The sequence below is a fragment of the Nitrososphaerales archaeon genome, assembly GCA_032906765.1.
Lineage (GTDB): Archaea > Thermoproteota > Nitrososphaeria > Nitrososphaerales > Gagatemarchaeaceae > DASPPF01.
This window is the reverse complement of the sequence record JAJTZB010000006.1, coordinates 1-21,777: the sequence shown is the minus strand read 5'-3', so window position 1 is coordinate 21,777 and position 21,777 is coordinate 1. Positions and strand designations below refer to the sequence as shown.

Genomic DNA, 21,777 nt, shown 5'->3' with positions numbered 1-21,777 from the left:
AGTGACTTGGCAGGATGATCAAGAGACCCACTTCATCTCCAGCGACCTCGTCCCCTTCACCTTCACGTCCACCTTCCTCCTGTAGACGGGCTTCTCCTCGCCCTCGACCCTCACCTCTAGCTCGTGTACGCCGATGTCCGCGATGGTCAGCGGGAAGATTATCGTGTAGCCGCTCTCAGTCTCGCTGATGGGCGTGGCCAGGGCCTCGGCCCCAGGCCTGGGCACTCCGTCCACGCAGAGGGAGACCTTCCTAGGGAGCTTCGTCCTCTTCCACCTTCCGCTTATGGACAGCGGGGTGAACGACTCCGCGCTGTCGGCCTCCATCTGGAAGGCCATTTCTTCCTCCGCCTCAGGCTTCATCCCAAGAGCCTCCTCTCTGCCGCTCCCCTTCACCTTCGCCCGAGGCGCAATCGTCGTGAGCCCGCGGAGCCTAACCAGAATGAGCTGCTCCGGCGTCAGCATTTTCACCCTCCAGAAGGCCAGCACCAGGCCGGCGAGAAGGAACGAGCTGGCAGGGATTAGCTTCAGCGTGGCCGTCGGAAGTGGGGAAGAGAAGACCATGCCGACCAAGAAGGACGAGAGAAGGATCACCAGCTGCCTCGGGCTGACCCAGACCACCCTGAGAGGTATTCCCCTCCTCGCCCAGCGGCTCGTCTCCTTGAACCAGAGAATTCGGACCACGTGGGGGAATAGCCTGTAAGAATTTAACGAAACGAACGGAGAATCATTTGCTCTCTAGGCATGGGTACGGTCGCCGGGAATACCACCCAACAAGATGGGTGGAAATCCATTCGAGGCGATACCCTAACGACGGCTTGTAAGAGGGGTAAAGGTTAATGGATTTCGATGCGGCGCAAGCTAAGGCATGCCAAGCAGAACAAGAAATGTCTCTCTTGTGACAGGCGGATCTGGGCTCCTCGGATCTAGGCTTGTGCGCAGATTGCTGGACGACGGTCAGAAAGTGAGGGTTCTCGACACAAGGTATGGAGAGCTCAGTGAATTGAAGTCACACGATGGTATGGAATTCTTTGGTATTGGTAAAGACGAGTTGCATGGAGGAATGGTGGACAGGCGCACCGTTGAGGAAGCCACACGCGGGGTGAATATCATTTACCATCTTGCAATCAACTGGGACGGCTTTACTTGGAGACACAGACTCCCACTTCCAGACTTGTTCGGGGCCAACATCAGAGGCACCCTCAATCTGCTCGAAGCAGCGCGGTCCCACAGAGTGAAGCACTTGCTCTTTTCGAGCAGTTCTGCGGTCTATGGGGATACCCAACGCACGATTTCCCTCCGGGGTCGTCCTCTATCGGAGAACGCCGCTGACGAAGATGCGGTGTGCAGACCCGAGCTTTGGGATGGAGACCCTGGACCTGCATACGCAGTTGTGAAACTGGCGCTTGAGAAGCTTTGCTTGATGTATCACCATCAGTACGGGTTACCGGTCACGGTCTTCAGAATAGAGTACGTTTTCGTAGATCAAAAGCAGGTCGATGACGGTGCGAATATTCACGTCGACGACGTCGTTCGAGCATTCTTGCTTGCTACTTTGAACCAGAAAGCCTACGGCCAAGTTTTCAACATTGCTTGTGCTGCGCCTTACATATCAACCAGAAAAATCGAGAAAACACTGGGTTGGAAGCCTTTGAGGACCAGACAGTTCCTTGAAGGAGTAGGTCGAGATTGACCCTTCCTCTCTTGCTTTGAGCCTATAATGTATCTGACCAAAGTTAGTGTGCGGTCGCCGGGATTTGAACCCGGGTTACCTGCTCCCCCCGGTTCTCTTTGGAGGGTCGATGTCCCCACTCGTCGTGATCGTCTCTTCTCTTCACGAAAACCCCTCGCACGCCCAAACCCTCTCTGGATGTGACGACCCGACTGATAGCGCCAGAGCTTGGCAGATTGCCTTCACAGCATCGGGCGACCTTGCTGTTTCGTTGGTGACCTCGACCCAGCAGACACCCGCCCTGTTGTAGAAATCGACCTTGGCGCGGTCGTGGATGGAGCTTTTCTTGCCTGAGATTTCTACTACAACCCTCCTCTTGCGGCTCAGGACAAGGTCCGGCAGGAACGCCCTAGGAACCGCCTCGCCGCCGCACTCAAAACACTTGGTAGTGGGAAGCGGGTCGTGAGGACCTATGATCAAGGCATCGCCGCCGTCAACAGTGAACTCCGCCTTGCAGCGCACGCATCTTAACGAAGACCAATCGACTACCCTGCAGTCGCGCTCCGCCGCTATGCCGTACCAGTTGAGCGAGGCGAGGAAGGAGGCTTCTGCCTCTGTTTGACTGATCCTGAATTCGGACCGGTTCCTGCTAAACCTGTTCGGGTTCGCGGCTGTGGTTGTTGTGCTCCTCGCCCTTTTCTATTGCATTCGTCTCGTCCAATTCGCTGCCGCTTTCTGTTACAGCCGCGTTCTTTGGCAACTTCGCGATGCCGATGTACCTCGTGACCACCTTGCCGTGCACCCTGCTGACCTCCTGGGCGAAGGCGTAGGGGCCGGTCCTAGCTGCCCTAGGGTATAGCTTGCCCTTGATCAGTTTCATGTAGAAGACGATCGCGCACAAGGCTCACTTCCATTTGCCTGCTGCACTTAATCGCCCACTTTGCCATGGAAGACCCGCGCGACAGGTACGCTTATCTAGTGCCATTATGGTATTAGTGGTAGAATGGCAGAATCCATAACGACGATAGACAAGGCGGGGAGGGTGGTGATTCCCAAGGAGATCAGGGAGAGGATGAATCTGAGGGAGGATAGCGCGCTTCTCGTGGCAGAGACAGGCAGGGGAGTCCTAATCCTGAAGAAACTCGACATGAAGGAAATCGCAGATCGACTCAGAGTGGAGCTTAAGGGGAAAGATGTGGGTGCGATAGCCAGAAGAGTCGAAGAGGAGTCGAATGAGCGAGTCAGAAAGGGAGAGCGCCCCAAGACGCTTCGTGGTTGATACAAACGTCTTCGTTTCAGCGATAAAGCCCTTCTCAAGGCTCAGCCGAACAGCCCGTACTGACACCGGTTCTCTGACCCTCTTGATGAGATTGGTCACCGATACCGAGCTGGAGCTATTCGGCAACCTCTGGCTGTTCGACGAGTACAAGCGACTAGCCGAGGAGTTGAATTCCGAGACAAGCGAATTGATTCTCGGGCAACTCACAGGGAAGATGCGCGGAGTTATGGAAATCGGGGAGGAAGCTGTGGCACGCTGCAGGCCGTACCTCCCAGAACGGGAAGCCGCAGACATTTTACACGCGGCGACATGCCTCCAGTCGGGCGCTGTCCTGATCACCAACGACAGGGATTTCGACAGAATCAGGGATTCGGGGATAATCGAGGTTTGGAGCATCGGCGAGGCGATTAGAAGGCTATTGATTCGGAGGTAGCAACATCATTCGACGGGCCCGTCGTCTTGGGCACCGCTGGCGCGCGGGACTGCCCGACGCATAGCTGTTTTCGGTGGCGGAGGTTCATGAAGACGCAGCCGCTGAGCCTGCGCAGAGCCTCTTCAGCGCGTTGCGGGTCCCGGACCTGAAGTGAGAGGCATTCCAAGGCCCCAGTATTTTGAATGCGCCTTTGAACGTCACGTCCCATTCGGCTTCGACTGCGTCGTCCTTGACGGCCACCGTCTGCTTGCCCCTGAACGGTCCGTCTACGTATTTGATTGTGAGCATCCTGCTCTTCTCGTCAACAATGACCTCCGCCTTTCCCTTTCCTCCGAACGCGAAGACTACATCGGCCGTGGTCTTCTCCCCTCTTCCAGTCACTCTGAATTCCTTGGTCCCGTGCCAATAGGCGGGGATTCCGTCAAGGTTGGAGACCTTGCCCCAGACCGGACCTGGGTCTCCGCTGAATTCGCAGCTCTCAAGGAATCGCATGGGAAGCTCGACTCAAGGCGGGGCGGGGTGGTTATATGTTGCACAGTCACACAACGATTCGGGAAGCGTAAGGTAGGTTGGGAGGGTCAGAAGAAGGGAAGACGGCTAGCAGGGTCAGAGTGGATGGGGAAGAGGCAGTCCTGCACATCACCGACCAGTCCGTCATGTTCGAGAAGGGCGGTACCTCAACGCGGCTTCGGTGTCGACGAGGCTATTACATTCTACGTCCCCAAGTTCTGTTGCCTTAGTGGTTCATCAAATCTCTTCGACATGACCACAAGGCTGTCGTCGTTGAGGTCAAACTAAAGAAGGCCTGACGTCGAGCCTACAAGAGAATCTAATTGCCGTATGTCCTCCCCCGCGCAATCAGTAGCGCCGACAGGCTGGCACTGGTCCTCGTCTTCGGAGCGCTTTCAGTGCTAGAAGCGTGCTCCAAGGTCGATGGAATAAGGAAGGTCGAGATGCCATGCGAGCGCGTCTGCGTGGCCGAACTCGACCCTCAGTCCCAGCGTTCGGTGACCAAGCTGGCGGGGGTCCACAAGCTCTCTCCCTTGCTGGCCCACTTCACAGGAGACGAGGGTGTAATCGACCAGCTGATCAGAACGATTCTCAAGGAAACCGACGTAGAGAGGTTCGCTGTCAGCGCCTACGAGGTGCCGGAGGGAGACCACGAGGCGCTCACGAGGTTCATGCTGGACGCCTTCAGGGCCGCGGGCTCGAAGAAGGTCAAGCTCCTCAGACCGAGAGACGGCGAGCTACTGGCCGAGCAGGTCGTCTCACGAGACGCCCTCGACATCATCGCTTTCCCGTACAAAGGCGGCTACGGGCTGGGGCCGACCGCGTGGGTTCCAGACCCTGCGCAAATGAGGGAGAGGGATCTCGCCAAGCCATCGCCGCATCCAGAGATCTCTTTGTCTCCGAGACTGGCCCAGTTGTTGCTCAACCTCTCCGGTCTCTCAGCAGGGCAGAAGCTGCTCGACCCCTTCTGCGGTTCCGGGACAATACTCACAGAAGGCCTCTTCAAGTCGTTCACGTGCATAGGGATGGATTCGAATCCGCGCCGCCTCCGCGACGCGAAGAGGAACCTCATGTGGGCGAAGAACTCGGGCGCACGGGGTACCTTCGCACTGAAGCTCGGAGACGCCACGAACCTCGGGTCGGCCTTGGGAAGCGAGAAGGTCGACGCGGTGGTCACCGAGCCGGTCCTATTGCCTCGCATCGAGTCAAGGCTGGGAACTGCAACCGCAACCGAGCTTGTCGAGCCAGCCGGGGAAACCTATGCGCACGCCCTGGCTTCCATGGCGGACGCGCTGAGGCCGGGCGGAAGGATTGTCATCGTGGTGCCCGTAGTCCGCACGGCCGAAGGCAGCGAAGTGTCAATCAGCCTCGACGGCGCTCCGCTCGGACTGAGGCAGTTCCAGCCCGGCCTCGTCTCCTTTCAATATCCTGTCCGGCTCTCCTTCGAGAGCACGAGGTGGATACGGAGGGCGGTCTACGTCTTCGAGTCGCGCCGCTGACCTTCCTTCAGCGCCAGCACCGCTTTCCTGAACACGCCTGTCATGAGGTTGAGTTGGGGGTCTGCGAGCTCCGACGAGGCAGCAATCCGTTTCCCTACTTCGCGGAGGTTCTTCACTTTGTAATCCGGTATTCCCGCAGAGGCTGCCAGGTCGTGGAGGCTCTGGGCGAACACGTCGCGGGTTCTCTTGCTCTGAAGGTCGACCTTCCGACTTCCGCCCCTCAGCGTCAGGTAGAGCAGTATGGCCACCGCATGGCCGACGTTCAGCGTCCTGTAGCCGGTTCCCGTGCTTATGACTGTCGTGACATCGCACGACGCTATCTCCTCGTTTGTGAGGCCGGTCGTGTCCCTTCCAAACACAAGGCACGCTGTCCTCGCAGCGCGCACGATCGTCGACAACCACTCGGGCCTGACCATTCGCCTGATCACGTTCGACCCCCTGCTAGCCCTGATCGCGGTTGTTGCCACGAGCAGCTCGTTGCTCCTCCTGAGCCTGCCAAACGTGACGACCTTCGCGTCTTCGAGGACATCCGCGGCGTGCGCGGCATACACGGTGGCCACAGACATGTCCACCTTCGGATTGACAAGATAGAGTCTCGCCACTCCGAAGTTCTTCACGACCCTCGCCACTTGGCCCAAGTTGACAGGGTACCTGGGCTCCACCAGCGCGACGGAGAAGCCTTTTGGAATCACGGCTAGGCCAGCATGCGGCTGGATAAATCCTGTTCTGGTAACCTATCGTCGAGTGGTGACTAAATACGAACATTGGCCATGCTATGGTGGTTATGCCTTATCCGTCGAAAGGCAATCGAACGCGAGCGGCTATGCCCTCTGGGTGCCATCTCGCGTCAATCAATGGGATGTCTGAGTGTGGTTCGCTCAGGAGCGGGAGGTGAGTGAAGCTGTGATGGGGAACGAGCAGACGACGGCTCCAATCCTCAGAGCTGATGCCTCCAAGGTAACTTGTCCGACGACAAGTTGCCAGAACCATAAATCCCTCGTGTCAGCTCTGCAGCTGCGCCACGAGAGCTAGAACTTCGTTCGGTGACAGCGAATACACTCTCCGATGGCTCCACCCTCCTACCCGACGGCCTCCAATCTTCGCAACGACCGCGGCAACCTCCCTCCGCCTCAGTGCGAAGAGGCGTTTGATTCCGGCCACCTGAATGGCAGAGAGAACTATCTTAGGTTTCATCCCGACGATGACCGAGTTGACCTTGGGCTCTGGGGAGAACGCCGACCTGGGGACTCTGTCGAGGGCCGAGATCTCCGACGAAGCCTGGGCGACCACCGAAATGGCCCTGTAGTCTCTGCTGCCCGGAGGCGAGACAACCTTCTTCACGAAATCCTCCTGAAGGAGGACCACGGCTCTGTCGTAGCGGAGCTGGCTGATCCATTCAACGAACGAAGCGGAGCGGGAGTAAGGAAGGCTCGAGACCAGGACGTCGAACTCCGGTTTTTCCTCGAAGGCGTCTGCGAGGTGAATCCGCGCACTGCTGTTGCCAACGACGTCGAGTGTCTGACGATAGTTCTCTTCGTCCACCTCGTAGCCGTCGAGCTGCGACGACGTACGACAGAGCTCCTTAGTCAGAGCGCCCTTGCCCGTTCCAATCTCCAGCACCCTCTCGCCGCTCCGGATGTTTGCGAGCGAAGTGAGCCGCGCAACCACAGCGGCGTCGACGAGGTAGTGCTGTCCCAGCCTCCGCCTTTTCATTTTCTTATGAACAGGTTGATCCTTTCGTCGCCTGACAGCTCTTGAACTATGCGCTTGGCTATGAGCTTGGCCGGTTCCCTGAGCCCGACCCTCTTTTGCAGGTCGTCGAAGCTCGAGAACGGTTGCTTCTCTCGCATAGCGACGATCTCCTTCATGAACGTCTTGCCTATTCCGGGAATAAGCTCCAGACCGTGGAGCCTCGGCGTCAGCGGCTGCAGCTCGTTGAAGTAGGCGACGTACTTCGCCTCGCTCGCCTTCACGAGTGTCTCGACAACCTGCTGCAGGGCGCTCACCGACTCGGGCGAGAGCTCGCCAAAGGTAAGCTTCCCGAGCACGCTCGCGATCTTCTCCCTCCCTTCCTTCCCAATCTTGACCTTCTCCCCGACCTCGAAGTCTTGGTTGTCCATGGCCAGCAACTCCAGCAGCGTCAACCTCTCCTCCCCGATGGCCTGCACGATGGCCCCCTCCCTGCCCTTGATTACTGCGGACTTGCCCCTAGGGAGGAAGTCAAGCACGTATGCGAACTCTTCGTATTTCTTGTCGGCAGGGAGCATCTTTCAGCACCGTTTCCTCAACTAGCCAATCTAGCGGGAGCGCAGCTCCTTCGGATGTGGTAGTGTCGGTTGGTGCACGAAGTCTCGCCTTGCCTATGCGGCATCGTAATGCTATTCGTATATAAAAAAGCGTCAGCCGAAGAGAAGAGTCTCCCGCGCCCTTCTCCTAACCTGCCTCACCTGCCTGACCGGTCTCAGGATGGCCTTTTCAAGTTCCTCCATATCCCACCTCGCCTTCTTCGTCTTGACCCTATCCTTGAAGTATCTGACAAACTTCGCCGCCTCGTCTATCGGTAGCTGGAGTTCGTACCCATCAAGCCCGGCTGCGTATATGGGGCACCTCTCTATCCCCAGCCCCCTCCTCAGCGCCTGACAGAGCTTCTTCAGCACCTCCCTGTCCTTCTGGGAGATCAATACCCTTCCCTCTGTCTTGCCGATGGTCCCCTCAGCCTCGTACCAGTTTTCCACATCTTGCAAGTCCCACTCCCTTGGGTTCGGCTCGCGCAATCCCGGCCGCCAACCTCCTCGTCACTCGCGTTAGTTCTTTAAGCTCCACGCGTGCACCTCGGTCCAGAAGTGAAAGATGCAGAATCGGACACGCTGAGGAGGAACGAGAAGGGGGTCGTCAGCTTCTGCGAAGTAATTCACTGGCTACTCAGGAAGGAGAGGGAGTCGCACCGCCAGTCGAGCGCGATTTAACCGCCGACCTCATAAATGGTTCAGCAGCCGCGCGTTCTTAGCCGCTCAGGACTTCGGGCGCAGTATCTTCAGGGTCTTCTCGAGCGTCTCTGTGGGCAGGAGCTTCCTCCAGCCGGACGTGAACGTCCTCAGCTCCTCCATGGACTTTGGCATGACGTTGATTACCTCGACCGCCTCCTCTTCCGTGAGGCCGCACTCTGTTTCCAGCTCCTTCTTCATCTTCTTGGCAGCCTCAGGGGTCGCCTTCGCGAACTTGGTTGTGTAGTCCAGGGTCCTCTTCTGAATCTGGTCTGCTTTTTCCACGTTCAGTTTCTGGAGAATCTGGTTGGCCTCCGGGATGGTCAACACCTTCTTCACCAGTTTCTCTGACATCAGCTTCCACCCAGCGGCGCCACATGTTCCTTCCTGGCTATGACCTTCTTCATCTTGTCACCAACAGGTACTTCGAGCGTAATCGTACGCCTTCCAGTCTCGGTCACAACGCCAACAAGGCCGTTGAACCTCCTGTGGGGCATGCCCTTCACCTGTGAGGGGTCTATCTTTATGACAACCCTGTCGTTCGGAGAGTACTCTCTGAGTAGGCTGCTCAGACCCTTCTTCTCGTTCGTGCTGAGAAGCGCCCTTGTTCCTCGCCTATAGCCGTGAGATTTGGCCATTAAGTGCAACCCCACCGTTCAAAGGTTCTTAACTTCTCTGTATTGAACGCAACCACGCCTCGCGTTCCTTCTGCCGCCATGGTTCCGTGGGCTTGTGGCTTTCGGCAACGACCCACGCATCGAGGCCACGCCTGATTTCTTCTGCGCTCATACCTACCAGACTCGGAAGCCTTGGTGCCACATATGGCAACGAAATCGCCCTCGAAGTTCTCGGAACAGCTTCTTTCAGTACGAAATCTCTGAACCTTCGCTTCCTTGCTCCTTCGGGCATCTTGGGCCCCATCCTCAATAGAGATACTGTTGCTCGGGTGCCCGTAGCTCTCGCACAATAAACAGTGAGACAGAATCCTCCTCCTCTGGATTGCCTGGTCACGACATCGGGTTTAGTACCGAACCTAGCCGATGCATAATCAACAAGGCCACAATCCAAACTGCACATTCTGATTATCGGTACTTCGACTCCAGAGGTAGTGATCCTATGAACACCGACTGTCCCTTCGGTAATCATGAACCACCCCATCGCGGTCGTTTCCTCGTTAGACCAAACAGGCAAGGTTCTCACGCCATACATCTCCAGTAGTGACACTATCTTACGCAAACATAAGCCCCCCCTTCTCTACCACTTTCATAATGTCAAATCGCAGGCATCTAACTTGGATTCCTAGAACTTCCGAAACCGAAGGCGAAACCAGCTCGCCGCTTACGAACCTCTTGACTGGGAGGCCACCGTCGAGCTCGGCGTCTATCATCAGGGTCCTCCCGCGAGCTTTGGCCCTGACGCTGTACACAGTCTTCGAAACGGGCCTCTCGTTTGGCCTGTCGAAGACCACGGTCGCGTTTCGGAAAGCCTTCGCCAGCTCTCCAAGCTCCTCGTCGTTGATTTTGGCGATGGCTATCGCGGTGATTCGGGTGTGGAATCTGAAGGTGGGCAGCTTGGTCGGCTTGGAGGGAAGAATACGTCCACGGGAGACTGCAACGCGTCCCCCCCGGCCTCCCGCAACGAATCGCTTCGGCACCTTCCGAGCCCTCGGGTTCTTCAGCTCGACGACGAAGGGCCGGCCGGTTCCCCCCACGGCGCTCTCCATGTCTTCGCTTCCAATCCAGGTGAACTTGGCTCCGCTTGCGCCAGTGGCCGCTACCAACTTCCTCCCCACCTTCTCCTCCACACTCGGCGAGGTGTCGAAGCCAGTTTGCCCGCAAGACTCGCATCCCTTGCCCATGCAGACCCTGCACAGCTCCCGTCTCTGAGCGACGCCTCGGGGCTTGGCGTACCTTCCGTAGAAGAAGAGGGGCCTCGATTGCAGCTTGATCTGAGAGCCTCCAAAGTCCACGAGGATCGTCAGGTCTGGGTTCGTCTTGTTCTGCTTTTTCCTTAGCTCCTGCGCGAGCCTTGCGGCCACGAGCGCCGACAGCTGTGTCTTGACGGTCTGCTTCCCTTTCAGTCGGAGCGTCGACCTGATTTCGTCCTCCCTCTCTTGGACGCCCTCGGGCATCATCACGCCCACGCCGAACGTCCCGAACTCGTAGCGCGCAGCCTGGCGACGCGCGCTCTCCGACACAGGTTCGACCCGGTCCATCAGCCCGGCGCAAATGAAGCAGTCGCTTCCGCGCACAACCTCGAAATCCTTGGCGTTGCCAGCCTGACGCTCGAAGCAAGCCTCGCAGAGGCGATACCTCTCGAGCGCCTCGGTCAACCTACTGACCACCCATTCGGCGTACCATCTGTCTGAATTCGCGGCCCTTGCTACTCTTCGTCAGCGACTTCATCTGCTTGTACCTGGAGAGCAGCTCCCTGACGTCTTTCTCCGTCCTTCCTGATCCCCTCGCTATCCTCTTGACCCTGGACGCGTTGATCCGTTCTGGGTCGGCCCGCTCGTCGCCTGTCATCGACTGAATAATCGCCTTGTACACCTTCACCCTGCTCTCCGCCTTGTCCAGCTCATCGACGTTCACCGCGCCGGACAACCCTGGGATGTGTTCCATCACCTTCTTGAAGGAGCCGAACTTCTTCACCTGCTCGAACTGGTAGAGCAGGTCGTCCATCGTCAGCTTCCCTGACATCATCCTCTGGACCCTCTTCTCGTCGACTTCTATCTCGGCCGACTTCACCATCTCGACGAGCGCCTTCAGGTCGCCCATGCCGAGCAGCCTTCCCACGAACCGCGTCGGCACGAACTCCTCGAGGTCGTCTATCCTTTCCCCAGTGCCGACGTAGAATATCTTCGAGCCAGTGGCTGCAGACGCAGCGAGAGCGCCGCCTCCCTTGGCCGCGCCGTCGAGCTTCGTTACGATTATTCCACCGACGGGCGAAGCTTGGTGAAATGCCAGCGCCTGGTTGTAGCACTGCTGCCCGATCGTCCCATCGATAACGAGGACGCTGTAGTCTGGCTTCACTCCGTCAACGATCTCTTTCATCTCCTTGAGGAGCCCAGACTCCTCCTTGTGCCTTCCCGCTGTGTCAACGATGATTAGGTTCTTCGACCCCTCGAAGTGCTTCCTCCCCTCCTTCGCAATCTTGACCGAGTCCTTCTCCTTGTCATTGCTGAAGACGTCCACCCCCGAGGCCTCGCAGAGCGTCCGGAGCTGCGTCACCGCGCCGGGCCTGAACGTGTCCGCAGCGACCACACCAACCTTGAACCCGCGCTTCGTGAAGAGCCTCCCCAGCTTCGCGGTGGTAGTGGTCTTGCCGGAGCCCTGGACGCCCAGCATGACTAGGACGCTTGTCTTCGTCTTGTCGAGCTGCAGCCCGCCCTCTCCCCCGAGCAGGCGCGCCAACTCCTCGTACAGGATGGAGACGACCTGGTCTTTCCTTGTCACCCCTCCAGTGGGTTTCTCTTCAAGGGCTCTCCTCTGGACCCTGTCGGTCACCTCCAGAGCAATCTTCACGTTGACATCGCCCTGAATGAGAGTCCTCTGGAGGTCGCGGACGAACTCCTTGACAGCCTTCTCATCCACGACGCTCACTCCGACCAGTTTCTTTACAGCATTCTGGAGGCCTTCCCTCAGTGAATCTAGCATAGCGCGAACCCGAAGAGGACCGACCTCAATCGGTTGCTTAAAAGATTAGGAGCGGTCCGAACTCCCCGTAACCCACAGGGACACCTTCGGCCGAGGCATGACGAACCATTATAGAAGGCTCGACGGCGCTCCCGCAATCGGGTGATAGCAGACGAAGGTCGGAGTATTATTTAGTGGCGGCAAGGACTCGACATACGCAGCTTACCTTGCCTCCAAGCGAGAGGAACTAGCCTGCCTTGTGACTGTCTTTCCAAGTACCGATGAGTCGTACATGTTCCACTACCCCAACGTGAAGTGGACGAAGCTCCAAGCAGAGGCTGCCGGCGTCCCTCAGGTCGTCGGCGAGACTGCGGGCGTCAAGGAAAAGGAGCTCGCCGACCTGACGGCCGTAATCCTCTCAGCCAAAGAGAAGTTCGGATTGGATGGCATATACACAGGCGCACTCGCCAGCGTCTACCAGAAGAGTCGCGTGGATAGGATCTGTCGGGAACTTGGCCTCAAGTGCGTCTCCCCTCTATGGCACGTCGACCCGGAGACACACCTCCGGACGCTGCTCCGCGAAGGCTTCCTCGTGGAAGTGGTAAGCGTCTCGGCCCTCGGGCTGGATGAGAGGTGGCTCGGCAGGGTGCTCGACTCTCACGCGGTCGACGAGCTGGTTGAGCTCGGGGCCAAGTACAGGTTTCACGTGGGCCTTGAGGGAGGAGAGGGAGAGACATTCGTCCTCGACTGCCCGCTCTTCTCCAAGAGAATCGAAATCGTCTCCAGCACCAAGCACTGGAAAGGGGATTCAGGTTTCCTCGAAATCGGGGAAGCGAGGGCGGTTCCCAAGGTCAGCCGCTAGCCGGCGGCCTGGCCCCATAGACGAGATTCAGCGTGATGACCTGTCCGCTCCGTATGATCTGGAAGACCCCTGTCTGACCTGGCAACGCGAACTCCTGGAGGTATGAGGACAGCGCGTCGGTGTTGACAATCTTGGTCCCGTTGACAGCGATTATGATGTCGCCTCCTATGACGTACTGGTTCCCATTGACGGAAACCGTGTTCGAACCTGCCTTCAAGCCAGCCTTGTCGGCTGGGCTCCCTGGCACCACGCTCTCCACCAGGGCCCCATACGTCACATTAGTCCCTTGCAGCTGCGCGAGTTGATAGCTCATGTCTGCCGTCGAAACCCCCAGGTAGGCGTGCATCTGGTAAGAGCCCGTGAGAACCAAGGACGGAAGCTCCTTGAGTATCGTGTCGGATGGTATCGCGAACCCCAGTCCCTGAGAGCTCTGCACCGTAGCAGTGGTCATCCCGACCACAGTGCCGTTGGCGCTCAGCAGAGGGCCACCAGAATTCCCGGGGTTTATCGGCGCGCTGAACTGGATGACGTTGGCGATCGGGAAGTTGCCTGCAAGCGACTCTGAGATCGTCCGACCGAGCTGGCTGATGATACCGAACGTCATGGAACCGGAGAGGCCGAACGGGTTGCCTATGGCGACGACGGCCTGGCCGACGCTCAGGGTCGAGGACCTCACAATCTGAAGAGGGCGGAACTCGGACGAGGGGGCGGTCACGCTTAGCACGGCGAGGTCGCTGTAGGGGTCTGTGCCTATGACCTTCGCAAGGTACGCGTCACCGTTGGAGAAGGCGACCGTCAAGTCAGAGACGTTCTGCACAACATGAAAGTTGGTCACGACGTAGTGGGTCCCCCGGAAGTCGGTGACGAAGCCAGACCCAAGGATCGACGAGTTCCCGAACACCCCGACCTGGACGCCCTCGACCGTGACGACGCTAGCCGAGTCTTGGGCGTAGATTGCGATTGGATTTATGCCGAACGTCGTGATGTTCTTCTCCAGCCTGAACGAAGCCAGTTGGCTCTGCAGTTGCGAGTTCTGTGCTTGGAGGGCGTTGACGAGGCTCTGAAGCTGCTGAGTGCCGGCAGTCGAAGCGGGCGCGGCCATTATGGACACCGTGGAGTAGGTGACCAGAGAACTCAACACCACGGCTATGACCAGAAACCCCCAGTAGTTCCTCGCGACCCCGCTCCTGAGCTTCATGCTGCGCCTCGTCTTCTCCCCAAGCGGCACTTGCAGAAAAGAATTACGTGCTGAAAGGACGTATGCCGTCTGCTTCAGGCTGAAGCGCTCTGGTGAGCTGATTGAGAAGCCCGCCGGAACCGCAAAACCGCAGCGCGCGACATACATCCACTAGCGATTCGCCGCATCCCAACCGACATGCCTATATTTCGAAACAGCCGCTGTTACTCGCTCTAGATGAAGGGATTCGGAAGAGCCGTCTGAGGGCCGCGATGAAGAGCCAAACCAAAGATAGAGCGCTATGAGCCGCCTTTGATCCGCATTATCTTGTTCCGGCCCATCACTGACCAGTACTCGACTTCTGCGCCCGGGCCTAGAGTGCCGCTCAGCTCTGCCATCTCCTCGGGTGTGGGCTTCGGCATCTCGAAGACCTCGAAAGTCTGCAGGTCCATCACCTGGACCGAGTTGTCCATCACCGAGGTCACTTGGCCAGAGCGCTTGTCTATCATCGGGATGTCCACCCTCGACTCTGCTGGAGAGATGTAATTCTTCTTGGACCCGGTGAATATCGCAATGGCCACCAGGCGCACCTTCGCGCTCCCGTGCTTCCCAGGCTTGAAGTGCTCGCGGCTCACGACCCTGCACGGTTCGCCGTCTATGATGATGTAGCTTCCTTCCTTCACGCTGCCGAGGTCGACCGGCCTGCTCACGGGTAACCGCGTGGACCGCTTTGATTGGCTTGATAACTGTTTATCCACCGTTTTCTTGGAGTAAGCTGGAAAGTTTCTCGCATTCCGGCTCGGGCTAGGAGCTGTTGAACAGTTTTGCAGCCAGTCTCCTGACGCTGCCTGAAGCGCAACCTGAACTATGTACGGCGACGATCAGCCTCTCTCTAAACATCAAGAACGCACAGCGAGTTACAAGTTGTATCGAACCAGAGCTCAGGTGTTGACCAAAGGCATAGGTTCGCGGTTGTCAGGCGCAGTCGGTCGCTAGAGATGAAACATGTGCAATTCCATGCCAAAAGACTGAACCATTTGAAAAAGTTGTGGTGAATACTTTGACTTTGCTTGGTTGTTCTAGTTTCCCAGATTTTCTCGGGAATCACACGATTGTTTGGCGAAGGTTTAACTGACAACAGAACTCCTGCCTAAATGTGGGGTCAAGATGATTAGTACAGTGAAGATATCAAACTTCAGGTCTGTAAAGAGTCAAACTGTCAGCGTGGCTCCTATCACTGTATTCTATGGCCCCAACTCGACAGGCAAGTCTAGCTTTCTCTATGCCATGGCCGTCTTCCGAAATATCGCGCTTAACCCCAACCAACAACCGCTGGGATTCTTCAATGTAGGGTTTGCCAACCTCGGGGACTTCGAACGAGTAGTTCACGACCATAAGCAGCGTAACTTCATCTCATTTGAAATCGAAAGTGAACAATCTGAGGTGAAGCTCAGGTATGAAGCGTCAATTCGCGGCACTGAAGGGAAATTCAGACTAACAGCCGATGGGGCGCTTAAGCTTGCTTTGGAAGTGCCTTGCACATTCCCTTATCCATTGAACGGGCGAGACCAAAAGGACATCGAATATGACGGAAAGACACTCAATGTTTCTTGGAACGGCGTGACTGCCACCGTCACCCCAAAGGACCAATCTCCGGAATCTGTGCAAACAGCGACGACTGTTAACGAATTGCTCAATAGGCCCATCGAAGAACTTAGAAGAACTGAATTCGTCCCACTTAAGCGCGGGTTCTCAAAACCGAATTACAACCCTGTACCATTGACACCGTTACTGTTGGGCGAGGACGAGGTTGCAACGTATCTGGCGAATAACATGTTCTTGCAAGGAAAGGTTAGCACATTCTTGGAGAAAATCTTGGACAGGGAATTCCGGGTCCACGTAATTCCAGGAACGGCGTCGTTTTCTATGTTCACCATCGAAAAACCCGGAGGGACCACCGTCGACGTCATAAACGACGGGTTCGGGGTGAACCAGGTGATTTGGCTCTTGGCAAAATCCCTACGCGATGACGTTGACCTAGTCTGTTTGGAAGAACCAGAGATACATCTTCATCCTTCGGCGGTGAGGAAGCTCGCTCAAGGAATTGCCGAACTCGCAAAGAAAGGCACGAAGAGGTTCATCATCACCACGCATAGCGAGGTTCTACTTACTGCCATTCTAGGGATGGTATCACAAAATAGACTTCGACCAGAGGATATCTCATGCTATCTTACGAGCAAGGATGAGGTTGAGACGAGATTAGAACGTCAGAAAATAGAGGCTGATGGTCAGGTGGAGGGTGGGTTGAGGTCTTTCGTTGAGGCAGAACTTGAGGATGTGACCGCGTTTCTTTCGCCAAAAGACAATCGATGAGCGATGTAATTATCCCTGATGAATGGCTCATCCACGATTTGAGAGGCGACAATGGTGAAGAGTCGCAAAGGGTTGCGGTGGATTTTCTCGGACGCGTGGTTCGAAAATGCGACAGGATTGCCATTCTGCGGGGGAGTCCATTCGCTGATAAGATACTTGCCCTCATGATGAAGGATGAGGGAGTCAAGGTCCGTCGGCTAGCCAGGTACTTCAGACTCCAGTTTATCCAAAACTCCAAGAAATGCGTAGTATTACCAAGTGGAAGAGACATAGGAGTAGACTTGTCTACAAAAGTCCCCGCGGCTGACAGGTATCTCTTCGAGACGAGAGAAGCACTAGGAGAAGGATTGATTGTGACGGCAGACAGCGACCTGTTTGGATTGGAGGGTGTACGGATGCGGGCCGAGTTCCTTCGAGAATACCGGTAAGATAACTGATTCCCGGCAGAGGCGCAATGAACCCAACGACAGGTTAGCGTCTAATCTGTCGGCTGGGGCGGGTACAATTGTGCAAACTAAGGTTCTGGTAACGATACCTTCCTGGCATCTGGCGGCTTGTCTGTTCAAAGCCACTCTTCACCTGCCAAGCGCTCCAGCTGGAACCAACAGCTGACATCCTAGTTTGGACAGGGCGAGTACGTTCTTCGCTGCATTCACGTCCCTGTCATGGGTGGCACCACAGCTTGGGCATCGCCACGTCCTCTCGTTTCGAAGGGCTCGGTTCAGCCTTCCACACTGAGAGCACTTCTTCGAAGTGTTACAAGGGTTGACGCACTCCACAGGCACGCCATCCCAGGCTGCCTTGTACTTGATTTGTCTGTGCAGCTCTCCGAAACTCCATCTGTGAAGCATCACTCTCGTAGTCCTGCCTCTTTCGCGCCCATTTCGGGGAGAGAGTATGTGGGTCAGCCGCTCGAGAATGATGGCTCCCCCTTCCTTCTTCGCGCTTTGAACCACCGCCTTCGACACTTCATGGAGCATCCGCTTGACACGTTCCCTCTCCCTCTTCCCTATTCTGCGACATACCCTACCTACAACACGTCGGTCGTTCGAGTGCGTTGCGTTGAACCTCGCTCTTCTCTCCGCGCCCTCGGTCCTGATCCTAGCGATGACGGAGAGGTCGTGTCGTTCAACCCTCCCATCCGACGCGAATCCCACCAGACTCTTCACGTTTGTGTCATAAGCCGTGGCCATGCGGGGTTGAGAAATCTCAACACATCGTGAATAGGAGATGGCCACCGTATTTGGCGTTATTGTCACCGAACCCCTTCTGAGATTGTCGCTCCGCAGGAACGAGTTCTGGTAGTCGCCGCCGACGAGGGGTACGAGTTCGGTCGGTGGCCGCCAGACGGAAGGTTCGCGACGATCCTCGAAGACCTGAGCACGGACGACTACAACGTCCATCTGCTTGACATGAAAACAGGACAGAAAAGAAACCTGACGCCGCACAAAGACAGAGTCGTCTATTTTCCAGGACCGTGGAGTCCAGACGGAAAGGGTTTCTATCTCTTGAGCAACTTGGGGCGCGAGTTCTCTGGCTTGGGGTATCTGACTCTCAAGAACGGAAGTGAAATAAAATGGCTGGAGACTCCAGACTACGATGTCGAAGATGTTTCTCTGTCTCCTGATGGCAGGATTCTTGCGTGGGTAAGCAACCTAGACGGATTCTCGCAAATTCACTTTAGAGATATCAGGGAGGGCAGGAGGCTCGGACGGCCGGTCGATACTCGAGGAGTTCTCTGGCAGGGGTGGTTTGAGAACAGAAAGCTGATTAAGTTTTCGTCAGACAGCAAGCGGTTGGTCTGCCTTCTGACTACGCCCATCAGACCAATGGAAATTCAAGTTCTCCATGTTCCTGGAGCCAAATTTGAGAAATACACGAACGGTTTCATAGGAAACGTTCCAGAGAGGATAATGTGTCAACCGAAACTAGTGAAGTACCCCTCCTTCGATAGAAAAATCCCTGCCTTTCTGTACAAACCCATGGTCAAGAAGGGTCGGGGTGCTCCTGTCGTGGTTTCTATCCATGGCGGACCGGAAGCTCAGGAACGTCCAATGTACCGCAGCGGTGGGCTCTATCAGTACCTTGTGAGCGTGGGCATAGGGGTTCTAGCTACGAACATTCGGGGAAGCACAGGATACGGGAGGAGCTACCAGCGACTTATCCACCATGATTGGGGCGGAGGTGAGCTGAAGGATATCGAGCATGCAGCGAGGTATCTCAGGAATCTGGACTGGGTCGACCCCGACAAGATTGGTGTCTTCGGAGGAAGCTTCGGTGGATTCGCTGCACTTTCCGCGGTTACGAGGTTGCCGGAGTACTGGAGTGCCGCAGTTGAGGCCTTCGGGCCCAGCAACCTGATTACCTTCATTAAATCGGTCCCCGAGTTCTGGAAACGCTTCATGGACGACTGGATTGGAAATCCAGACAAGGAGGGGGACTTCCTCCTCGGTCGTTCACCCATTACGTTTGTCAAGAACGTCAAGTGCCCCTTGCTGGTCATACAGGGAGCGCACGATCCGAGAGTCGTAAAGGCCGAGTCGGACCAGTTAGTTGAAAGGCTCCGCGCTGGGGGTCAGCAGGTGGAGTATATCGTGTTCCCAGACGAAGGACATAGGTTTACAAAGCGGAAGAACGAGTTTGTGGCATACAAAGCAGCCGCTGAATTCTTTTCAAAGCATCTGATTCGAAACTAATAACCTGCGGTCGCCGGGATTTCAGCCGCCATCTCTGGCCGACCTTTCCTTCATCTACGCCAGCGGGAATTTCATACGCAACTCAGCAATGGAGGACCTTACGGTTCTTATGAAAGAATTTGAACATGTTTCACAAGAAGTCGAAGAATGAGCCGCTCCAGTGAAGGCGTTCTAATCTGTGAACCTTAAGCTTGGCATTCTATACTAGAGTATGCAAATCATGAAGACCAAAATGAGCGTCTTAACGGTATTGGTCGCGGACCTTAGTGGCAGTCAGCGTGGGCCTCGCCGTTTCAGTGCCCTCTTTCGCAATGCGATATCATCCCAGCTGGGCATCTGTCAGTCAATCAGTGCCTAATACGGTCGCACCCGCTCACTCGTCACCCTACACCGCCGACCCGTCTTCGACCCCTGGGAGCCCGGCACCGTCTCCTTATAATCAGAGCTACAATTCAACCGCGTCTAAACAGTTCTACCCGGTTTCCGCATCGAGCGACAGTCTCCAACCAACCATCTGCGGTGTTCCGCCGCCGCTGCCATGGGGATTGAAAGTAAGCTTCTGCTCCGGCCAAGTCTTGCTCAGGCTCTGGCAACACACAAAAGGGGAGTCGGAGCTGTGCACGCACAGCTCCTCGCTTACTCTAGAAGCTCCCTGCAGCAGTTGCTATGTCCTGTTGGTGCACCGGTGTGGGGACAAACTTGAACCCGTACCACCAGACGACAGTCTGCACGTTGTTCGTGTCTGTCCACACGGCGTGGAAGACGTTGTCAGACCCGACAGCTATGTTCGTGTAATCGCCGATGAATCCGCCGCCGAACTGGTACCGCGAGTTGATGGGCTGAGTTGTCACCGTGTTTGTTGTGCCCGTAGTCAGGTCGTTGACAGCGTAGTCTAGCCTGCCGTTGTTGATGTAGTTGCCGAGCGTAAGGCAGTTTATCCTGCCCACCGCAGTTGGTGATGCAGGGGTTGCGCATTTCTGCCAAGGCGACTCGACATCAGCCAAGTAAGCCGACAAGTAGACTCTGCCCGAGGAGGAGATGGCCACGCCTGGCCAGAAGCTGTCAATGGGTCTGGCAGCGGGGGCGTTTAGCGTGGTTTCTGAGGGTTGGGTGACTGGATAGCCTATTGGTGTCCTCGTGACAGCGTTCATTGCCGGGAAGACGTACTGAGGTGCGCTCCACGTCGCCCCTCCATCCGCCGAGGTGCTCCAGACTGCAGCTGCGTGGCAACCGGAGTACACTGTGCTTGCTCCGACAATGAAGTACGCGCATCCGGTGACAGCGTCGTATGAAGGATCGCCGTTCTGGACCTCAGCAGACCAGGCAATGTAAAGTTGACCAGTCGGAGTGATTGCCGCGGCTGGGAAGCTGTTGACGCGGAAGACTGTGTCGCGGGGTGTCAGGATGTCGACGACAGGAGAAATTTGGAGCGGTTCGCTGAAGGTGACTCCTCCGTCAGTGGACTTCACCATCCAGATGCTGTTCAGTGTGGCAAGACGGGTGGAACCTTCCCAGAAGACGTAGACCGTCCCGTCTGACCCGACAACGACGCGCGAACCCTGGTCATAGAGGACGTTGCCAACTATGAGCTGTGGGGAGCTGAACGTGGCGCCGCTGTCCTTGGAGTAAACTAATGCAATCGGACTCTGAACGTAAGTGCCCAGAGCCGGATTGAATATGAATCGGGTCCAACTCACGTAGACCCTGTCGCGGAATGGGCTTGAGGGATTAGAATCGGCACCGATCCATTCCTTGTCGTTGAACGTGGCGGGAGATGTTGTAGGATTGATGAACGTCGGAGCACCCCAGGTCAATGTTCCGTCAGAGGCGAAGGTGCCCTTGCTTGCGGTGACCGTGTTTGGTGGGGCCGTTCTGTCAAACCCAAGACCTGCATAGAAGACGTTTCCTTGGCTATCGAAGGCCACTGCGGGGTCTCCACCAGCATCGTAGATGCCACCCGTGAGCCTCTCGACGCCCGGAATGAGTGTGCCTAGGTGAGTTGGGTCCGTGCTGGCACAGCACCAGGTTGCTCCGCCGTTGTTAGAGTAGTAGGTGCCAGAATAGCCGTCACCGAGGGCACTGCATGGCGTATCGTCGACTGTGCATGTCCAGGTTCGCGTGACGTAGTCGTTCATGCCGACCACAATCCTGTTTGGGTCGTTGGGGTCGACTGCAACGGTGGGTTCATTCTGTGTGGCAGCGGCCGTGTCCTGGTTGACTGTTACCTCAGGGGCTAGTATGCTTGACCCATCCAAGGGACTCGAAAGAACGTACGTCGGCGTGATGGGCGTGAAGGGGCCAGGGTTGGGCGCGTCTGTCATGTTTGCCTCTTGCTCTACAAAAGCAGAGGCCCTCAGATAGAGGCCCGGAGTGTTGTTGATCGCGGCTACTTTCCCTGCCAAGGTGCTGAGATCATTGCTCTGGTTCGCAACGACCGGTACAGAGCTGAAGGTCATGAGAAAGAGAGCTATTAGAACTGGTATGGATGCATATTTTCGATTCATGCAGACTCGTCCATGAAATGCTCGGCACTTAAGCGTTCGGAAAGTTGACTTGAGTGTGGATCAATATGGTTCTTCTTGCCGCGGTCCTCTATCGAAGAGAAAAATCCAATGCCAGACTAATGGTATGCCTTCTTCGTCCAGAACTCCCGCTCGTTG

23 protein-coding genes and 1 pseudogene are annotated in these 21,777 nt (G+C 56.4%); 8 read left to right on the top strand and 16 right to left on the bottom strand.

Annotated features, from left to right (window positions below; genetic code table 11):
• Window positions 1-18: 18 nt before the first annotated feature.
• Window positions 19-681, bottom strand: a complete 663-nt coding sequence (locus tag LYZ69_07255) for a hypothetical protein (GenBank protein MDV3278246.1) — start codon at window positions 679-681, stop codon at window positions 19-21.
• 184 nt (window positions 682-865) lie between these two features.
• Here LYZ69_07255 and LYZ69_07250 point away from each other — a divergent pair, with 184 nt between their 5' ends.
• Window positions 866-1,690: an NAD(P)-dependent oxidoreductase gene (locus tag LYZ69_07250; protein MDV3278245.1), complete on the top strand. Its 825-nt coding sequence runs from the start codon at window positions 866-868 to the stop codon at window positions 1,688-1,690.
• 141 nt (window positions 1,691-1,831) lie between these two features.
• Here the strand turns inward: LYZ69_07250 and LYZ69_07245 are convergent, their stop codons facing one another.
• Window positions 1,832-2,191 carry a hypothetical protein gene (locus tag LYZ69_07245; GenBank protein MDV3278244.1) on the bottom strand — a complete coding sequence of 120 codons (360 nt, stop codon included), beginning with the start codon at window positions 2,189-2,191 and terminating at the stop codon, window positions 1,832-1,834.
• Between the two features lie 127 nt (window positions 2,192-2,318).
• Complete coding sequence (locus tag LYZ69_07240; GenBank protein MDV3278243.1) at window positions 2,319-2,570, bottom strand: hypothetical protein; 252 nt, start codon at window positions 2,568-2,570, stop codon at window positions 2,319-2,321.
• A gap of 102 nt (window positions 2,571-2,672) precedes the next feature.
• Between LYZ69_07240 and LYZ69_07235 the strand changes: the two genes are divergently transcribed.
• The gene (locus LYZ69_07235) at window positions 2,673-2,948 is read left to right on the top strand and encodes an AbrB/MazE/SpoVT family DNA-binding domain-containing protein (protein MDV3278242.1); all 276 of its coding nucleotides are present in this window, start codon (window positions 2,673-2,675) and stop codon (window positions 2,946-2,948) included.
• Entirely contained in the window at window positions 2,902-3,381 is a 480-nt protein-coding gene (locus LYZ69_07230) for a PIN domain-containing protein (GenBank protein ID MDV3278241.1), read from the top strand. Before LYZ69_07235 ends, LYZ69_07230 begins: the two co-directional genes overlap by 47 nt.
• 84 nt (window positions 3,382-3,465) lie before the next feature.
• Here the strand turns inward: LYZ69_07230 and LYZ69_07225 are convergent, their stop codons facing one another.
• Window positions 3,466-3,873, bottom strand: a complete 408-nt coding sequence (locus tag LYZ69_07225) for a hypothetical protein (protein MDV3278240.1) — start codon at window positions 3,871-3,873, stop codon at window positions 3,466-3,468.
• Between the two features lie 341 nt (window positions 3,874-4,214).
• Here LYZ69_07225 and LYZ69_07220 point away from each other — a divergent pair, with 341 nt between their 5' ends.
• Window positions 4,215-5,390, top strand: a complete 1,176-nt coding sequence (locus tag LYZ69_07220; protein MDV3278239.1) for a hypothetical protein — start codon at window positions 4,215-4,217, stop codon at window positions 5,388-5,390.
• On the opposite strand, the gene LYZ69_07215 is transcribed toward LYZ69_07220, so the two are convergent.
• The 8 genes from LYZ69_07215 to LYZ69_07180 all read right to left on the bottom strand — a co-directional run bounded on the left by LYZ69_07215 (window position 5,366) and on the right by LYZ69_07180 (window position 12,030).
• Window positions 5,366-6,082, bottom strand: coding sequence for a hypothetical protein (locus LYZ69_07215; GenBank protein ID MDV3278238.1), 717 nt, complete (start codon window positions 6,080-6,082; stop codon window positions 5,366-5,368). The two genes, LYZ69_07220 and LYZ69_07215, sit on opposite strands and share 25 nt — an antisense overlap.
• 310 nt (window positions 6,083-6,392) lie before the next feature.
• Complete coding sequence (locus LYZ69_07210; GenBank protein MDV3278237.1) at window positions 6,393-7,103, bottom strand: hypothetical protein; 711 nt, start codon at window positions 7,101-7,103, stop codon at window positions 6,393-6,395.
• A complete protein-coding gene (locus LYZ69_07205) occupies window positions 7,100-7,657 on the bottom strand; it encodes a DUF655 domain-containing protein (GenBank protein ID MDV3278236.1) in 558 nt (185 codons plus the stop codon). The genes LYZ69_07210 and LYZ69_07205 overlap by 4 nt, the downstream gene beginning before the upstream one ends.
• Before the next feature lie 132 nt (window positions 7,658-7,789).
• Window positions 7,790-8,134 (bottom strand): hypothetical protein, encoded by a 345-nt coding sequence (locus LYZ69_07200; protein MDV3278235.1) that lies wholly within the window; start codon window positions 8,132-8,134, stop codon window positions 7,790-7,792.
• Between the two features lie 267 nt (window positions 8,135-8,401).
• The gene (locus LYZ69_07195; protein ID MDV3278234.1) at window positions 8,402-8,728 is read right to left on the bottom strand and encodes an RNA polymerase Rpb4; all 327 of its coding nucleotides are present in this window, start codon (window positions 8,726-8,728) and stop codon (window positions 8,402-8,404) included.
• Complete coding sequence (locus LYZ69_07190; protein ID MDV3278233.1) at window positions 8,728-9,012, bottom strand: hypothetical protein; 285 nt, start codon at window positions 9,010-9,012, stop codon at window positions 8,728-8,730. Before LYZ69_07190 ends, LYZ69_07195 begins: the two co-directional genes overlap by 1 nt.
• A 590-nt stretch (window positions 9,013-9,602) precedes the next feature.
• Window positions 9,603-10,706, bottom strand: a complete 1,104-nt coding sequence (locus LYZ69_07185) for a hypothetical protein (GenBank protein ID MDV3278232.1) — start codon at window positions 10,704-10,706, stop codon at window positions 9,603-9,605.
• 1 nt (window position 10,707) lies between these two features.
• Window positions 10,708-12,030 (bottom strand): signal recognition particle receptor subunit alpha, encoded by a 1,323-nt coding sequence (locus LYZ69_07180; protein MDV3278231.1) that lies wholly within the window; start codon window positions 12,028-12,030, stop codon window positions 10,708-10,710.
• Between the two features lie 214 nt (window positions 12,031-12,244).
• Between LYZ69_07180 and LYZ69_07175 the strand changes: the two are divergent.
• Window positions 12,245-12,871, top strand: a pseudogene (locus tag LYZ69_07175) (diphthine--ammonia ligase).
• On the opposite strand, the gene LYZ69_07170 reads toward LYZ69_07175, so the two are convergent.
• A complete protein-coding gene (locus LYZ69_07170) occupies window positions 12,861-14,216 on the bottom strand; it encodes a trypsin-like peptidase domain-containing protein (GenBank protein ID MDV3278230.1) in 1,356 nt (451 codons plus the stop codon). The pseudogene LYZ69_07175 and the gene LYZ69_07170 sit on opposite strands and share 11 nt — an antisense overlap.
• Before the next feature lie 131 nt (window positions 14,217-14,347).
• A complete protein-coding gene (locus LYZ69_07165) occupies window positions 14,348-14,758 on the bottom strand; it encodes a translation initiation factor IF-5A (GenBank protein ID MDV3278229.1) in 411 nt (136 codons plus the stop codon).
• A gap of 469 nt (window positions 14,759-15,227) precedes the next feature.
• Between LYZ69_07165 and LYZ69_07160 the strand changes: the two genes are divergently transcribed.
• On the top strand, window positions 15,228-16,421 hold the full coding sequence (locus tag LYZ69_07160) for an AAA family ATPase (GenBank protein MDV3278228.1): 1,194 nt from the start codon (window positions 15,228-15,230) through the stop codon (window positions 16,419-16,421).
• Window positions 16,418-16,849, top strand: a complete 432-nt coding sequence (locus LYZ69_07155; GenBank protein ID MDV3278227.1) for a hypothetical protein — start codon at window positions 16,418-16,420, stop codon at window positions 16,847-16,849. The genes LYZ69_07160 and LYZ69_07155 overlap by 4 nt, the downstream gene beginning before the upstream one ends.
• A gap of 147 nt (window positions 16,850-16,996) precedes the next feature.
• On the opposite strand, the gene LYZ69_07150 is transcribed toward LYZ69_07155, so the two are convergent.
• Window positions 16,997-17,824 (bottom strand): RNA-guided endonuclease TnpB family protein, encoded by an 828-nt coding sequence (locus tag LYZ69_07150; protein ID MDV3278226.1) that lies wholly within the window; start codon window positions 17,822-17,824, stop codon window positions 16,997-16,999.
• A 105-nt stretch (window positions 17,825-17,929) separates the two neighbouring features.
• Here LYZ69_07150 and LYZ69_07145 point away from each other — a divergent pair, with 105 nt between their 5' ends.
• Entirely contained in the window at window positions 17,930-19,117 is a 1,188-nt protein-coding gene (locus LYZ69_07145) for an alpha/beta fold hydrolase (protein ID MDV3278225.1), read from the top strand.
• Between the two features lie 641 nt (window positions 19,118-19,758).
• Here the strand turns inward: LYZ69_07145 and LYZ69_07140 are convergent.
• A complete protein-coding gene (locus LYZ69_07140) occupies window positions 19,759-21,621 on the bottom strand; it encodes a glycoside hydrolase (GenBank protein ID MDV3278224.1) in 1,863 nt (620 codons plus the stop codon).
• Between the last annotated feature and the right edge of the window lie 156 nt (window positions 21,622-21,777).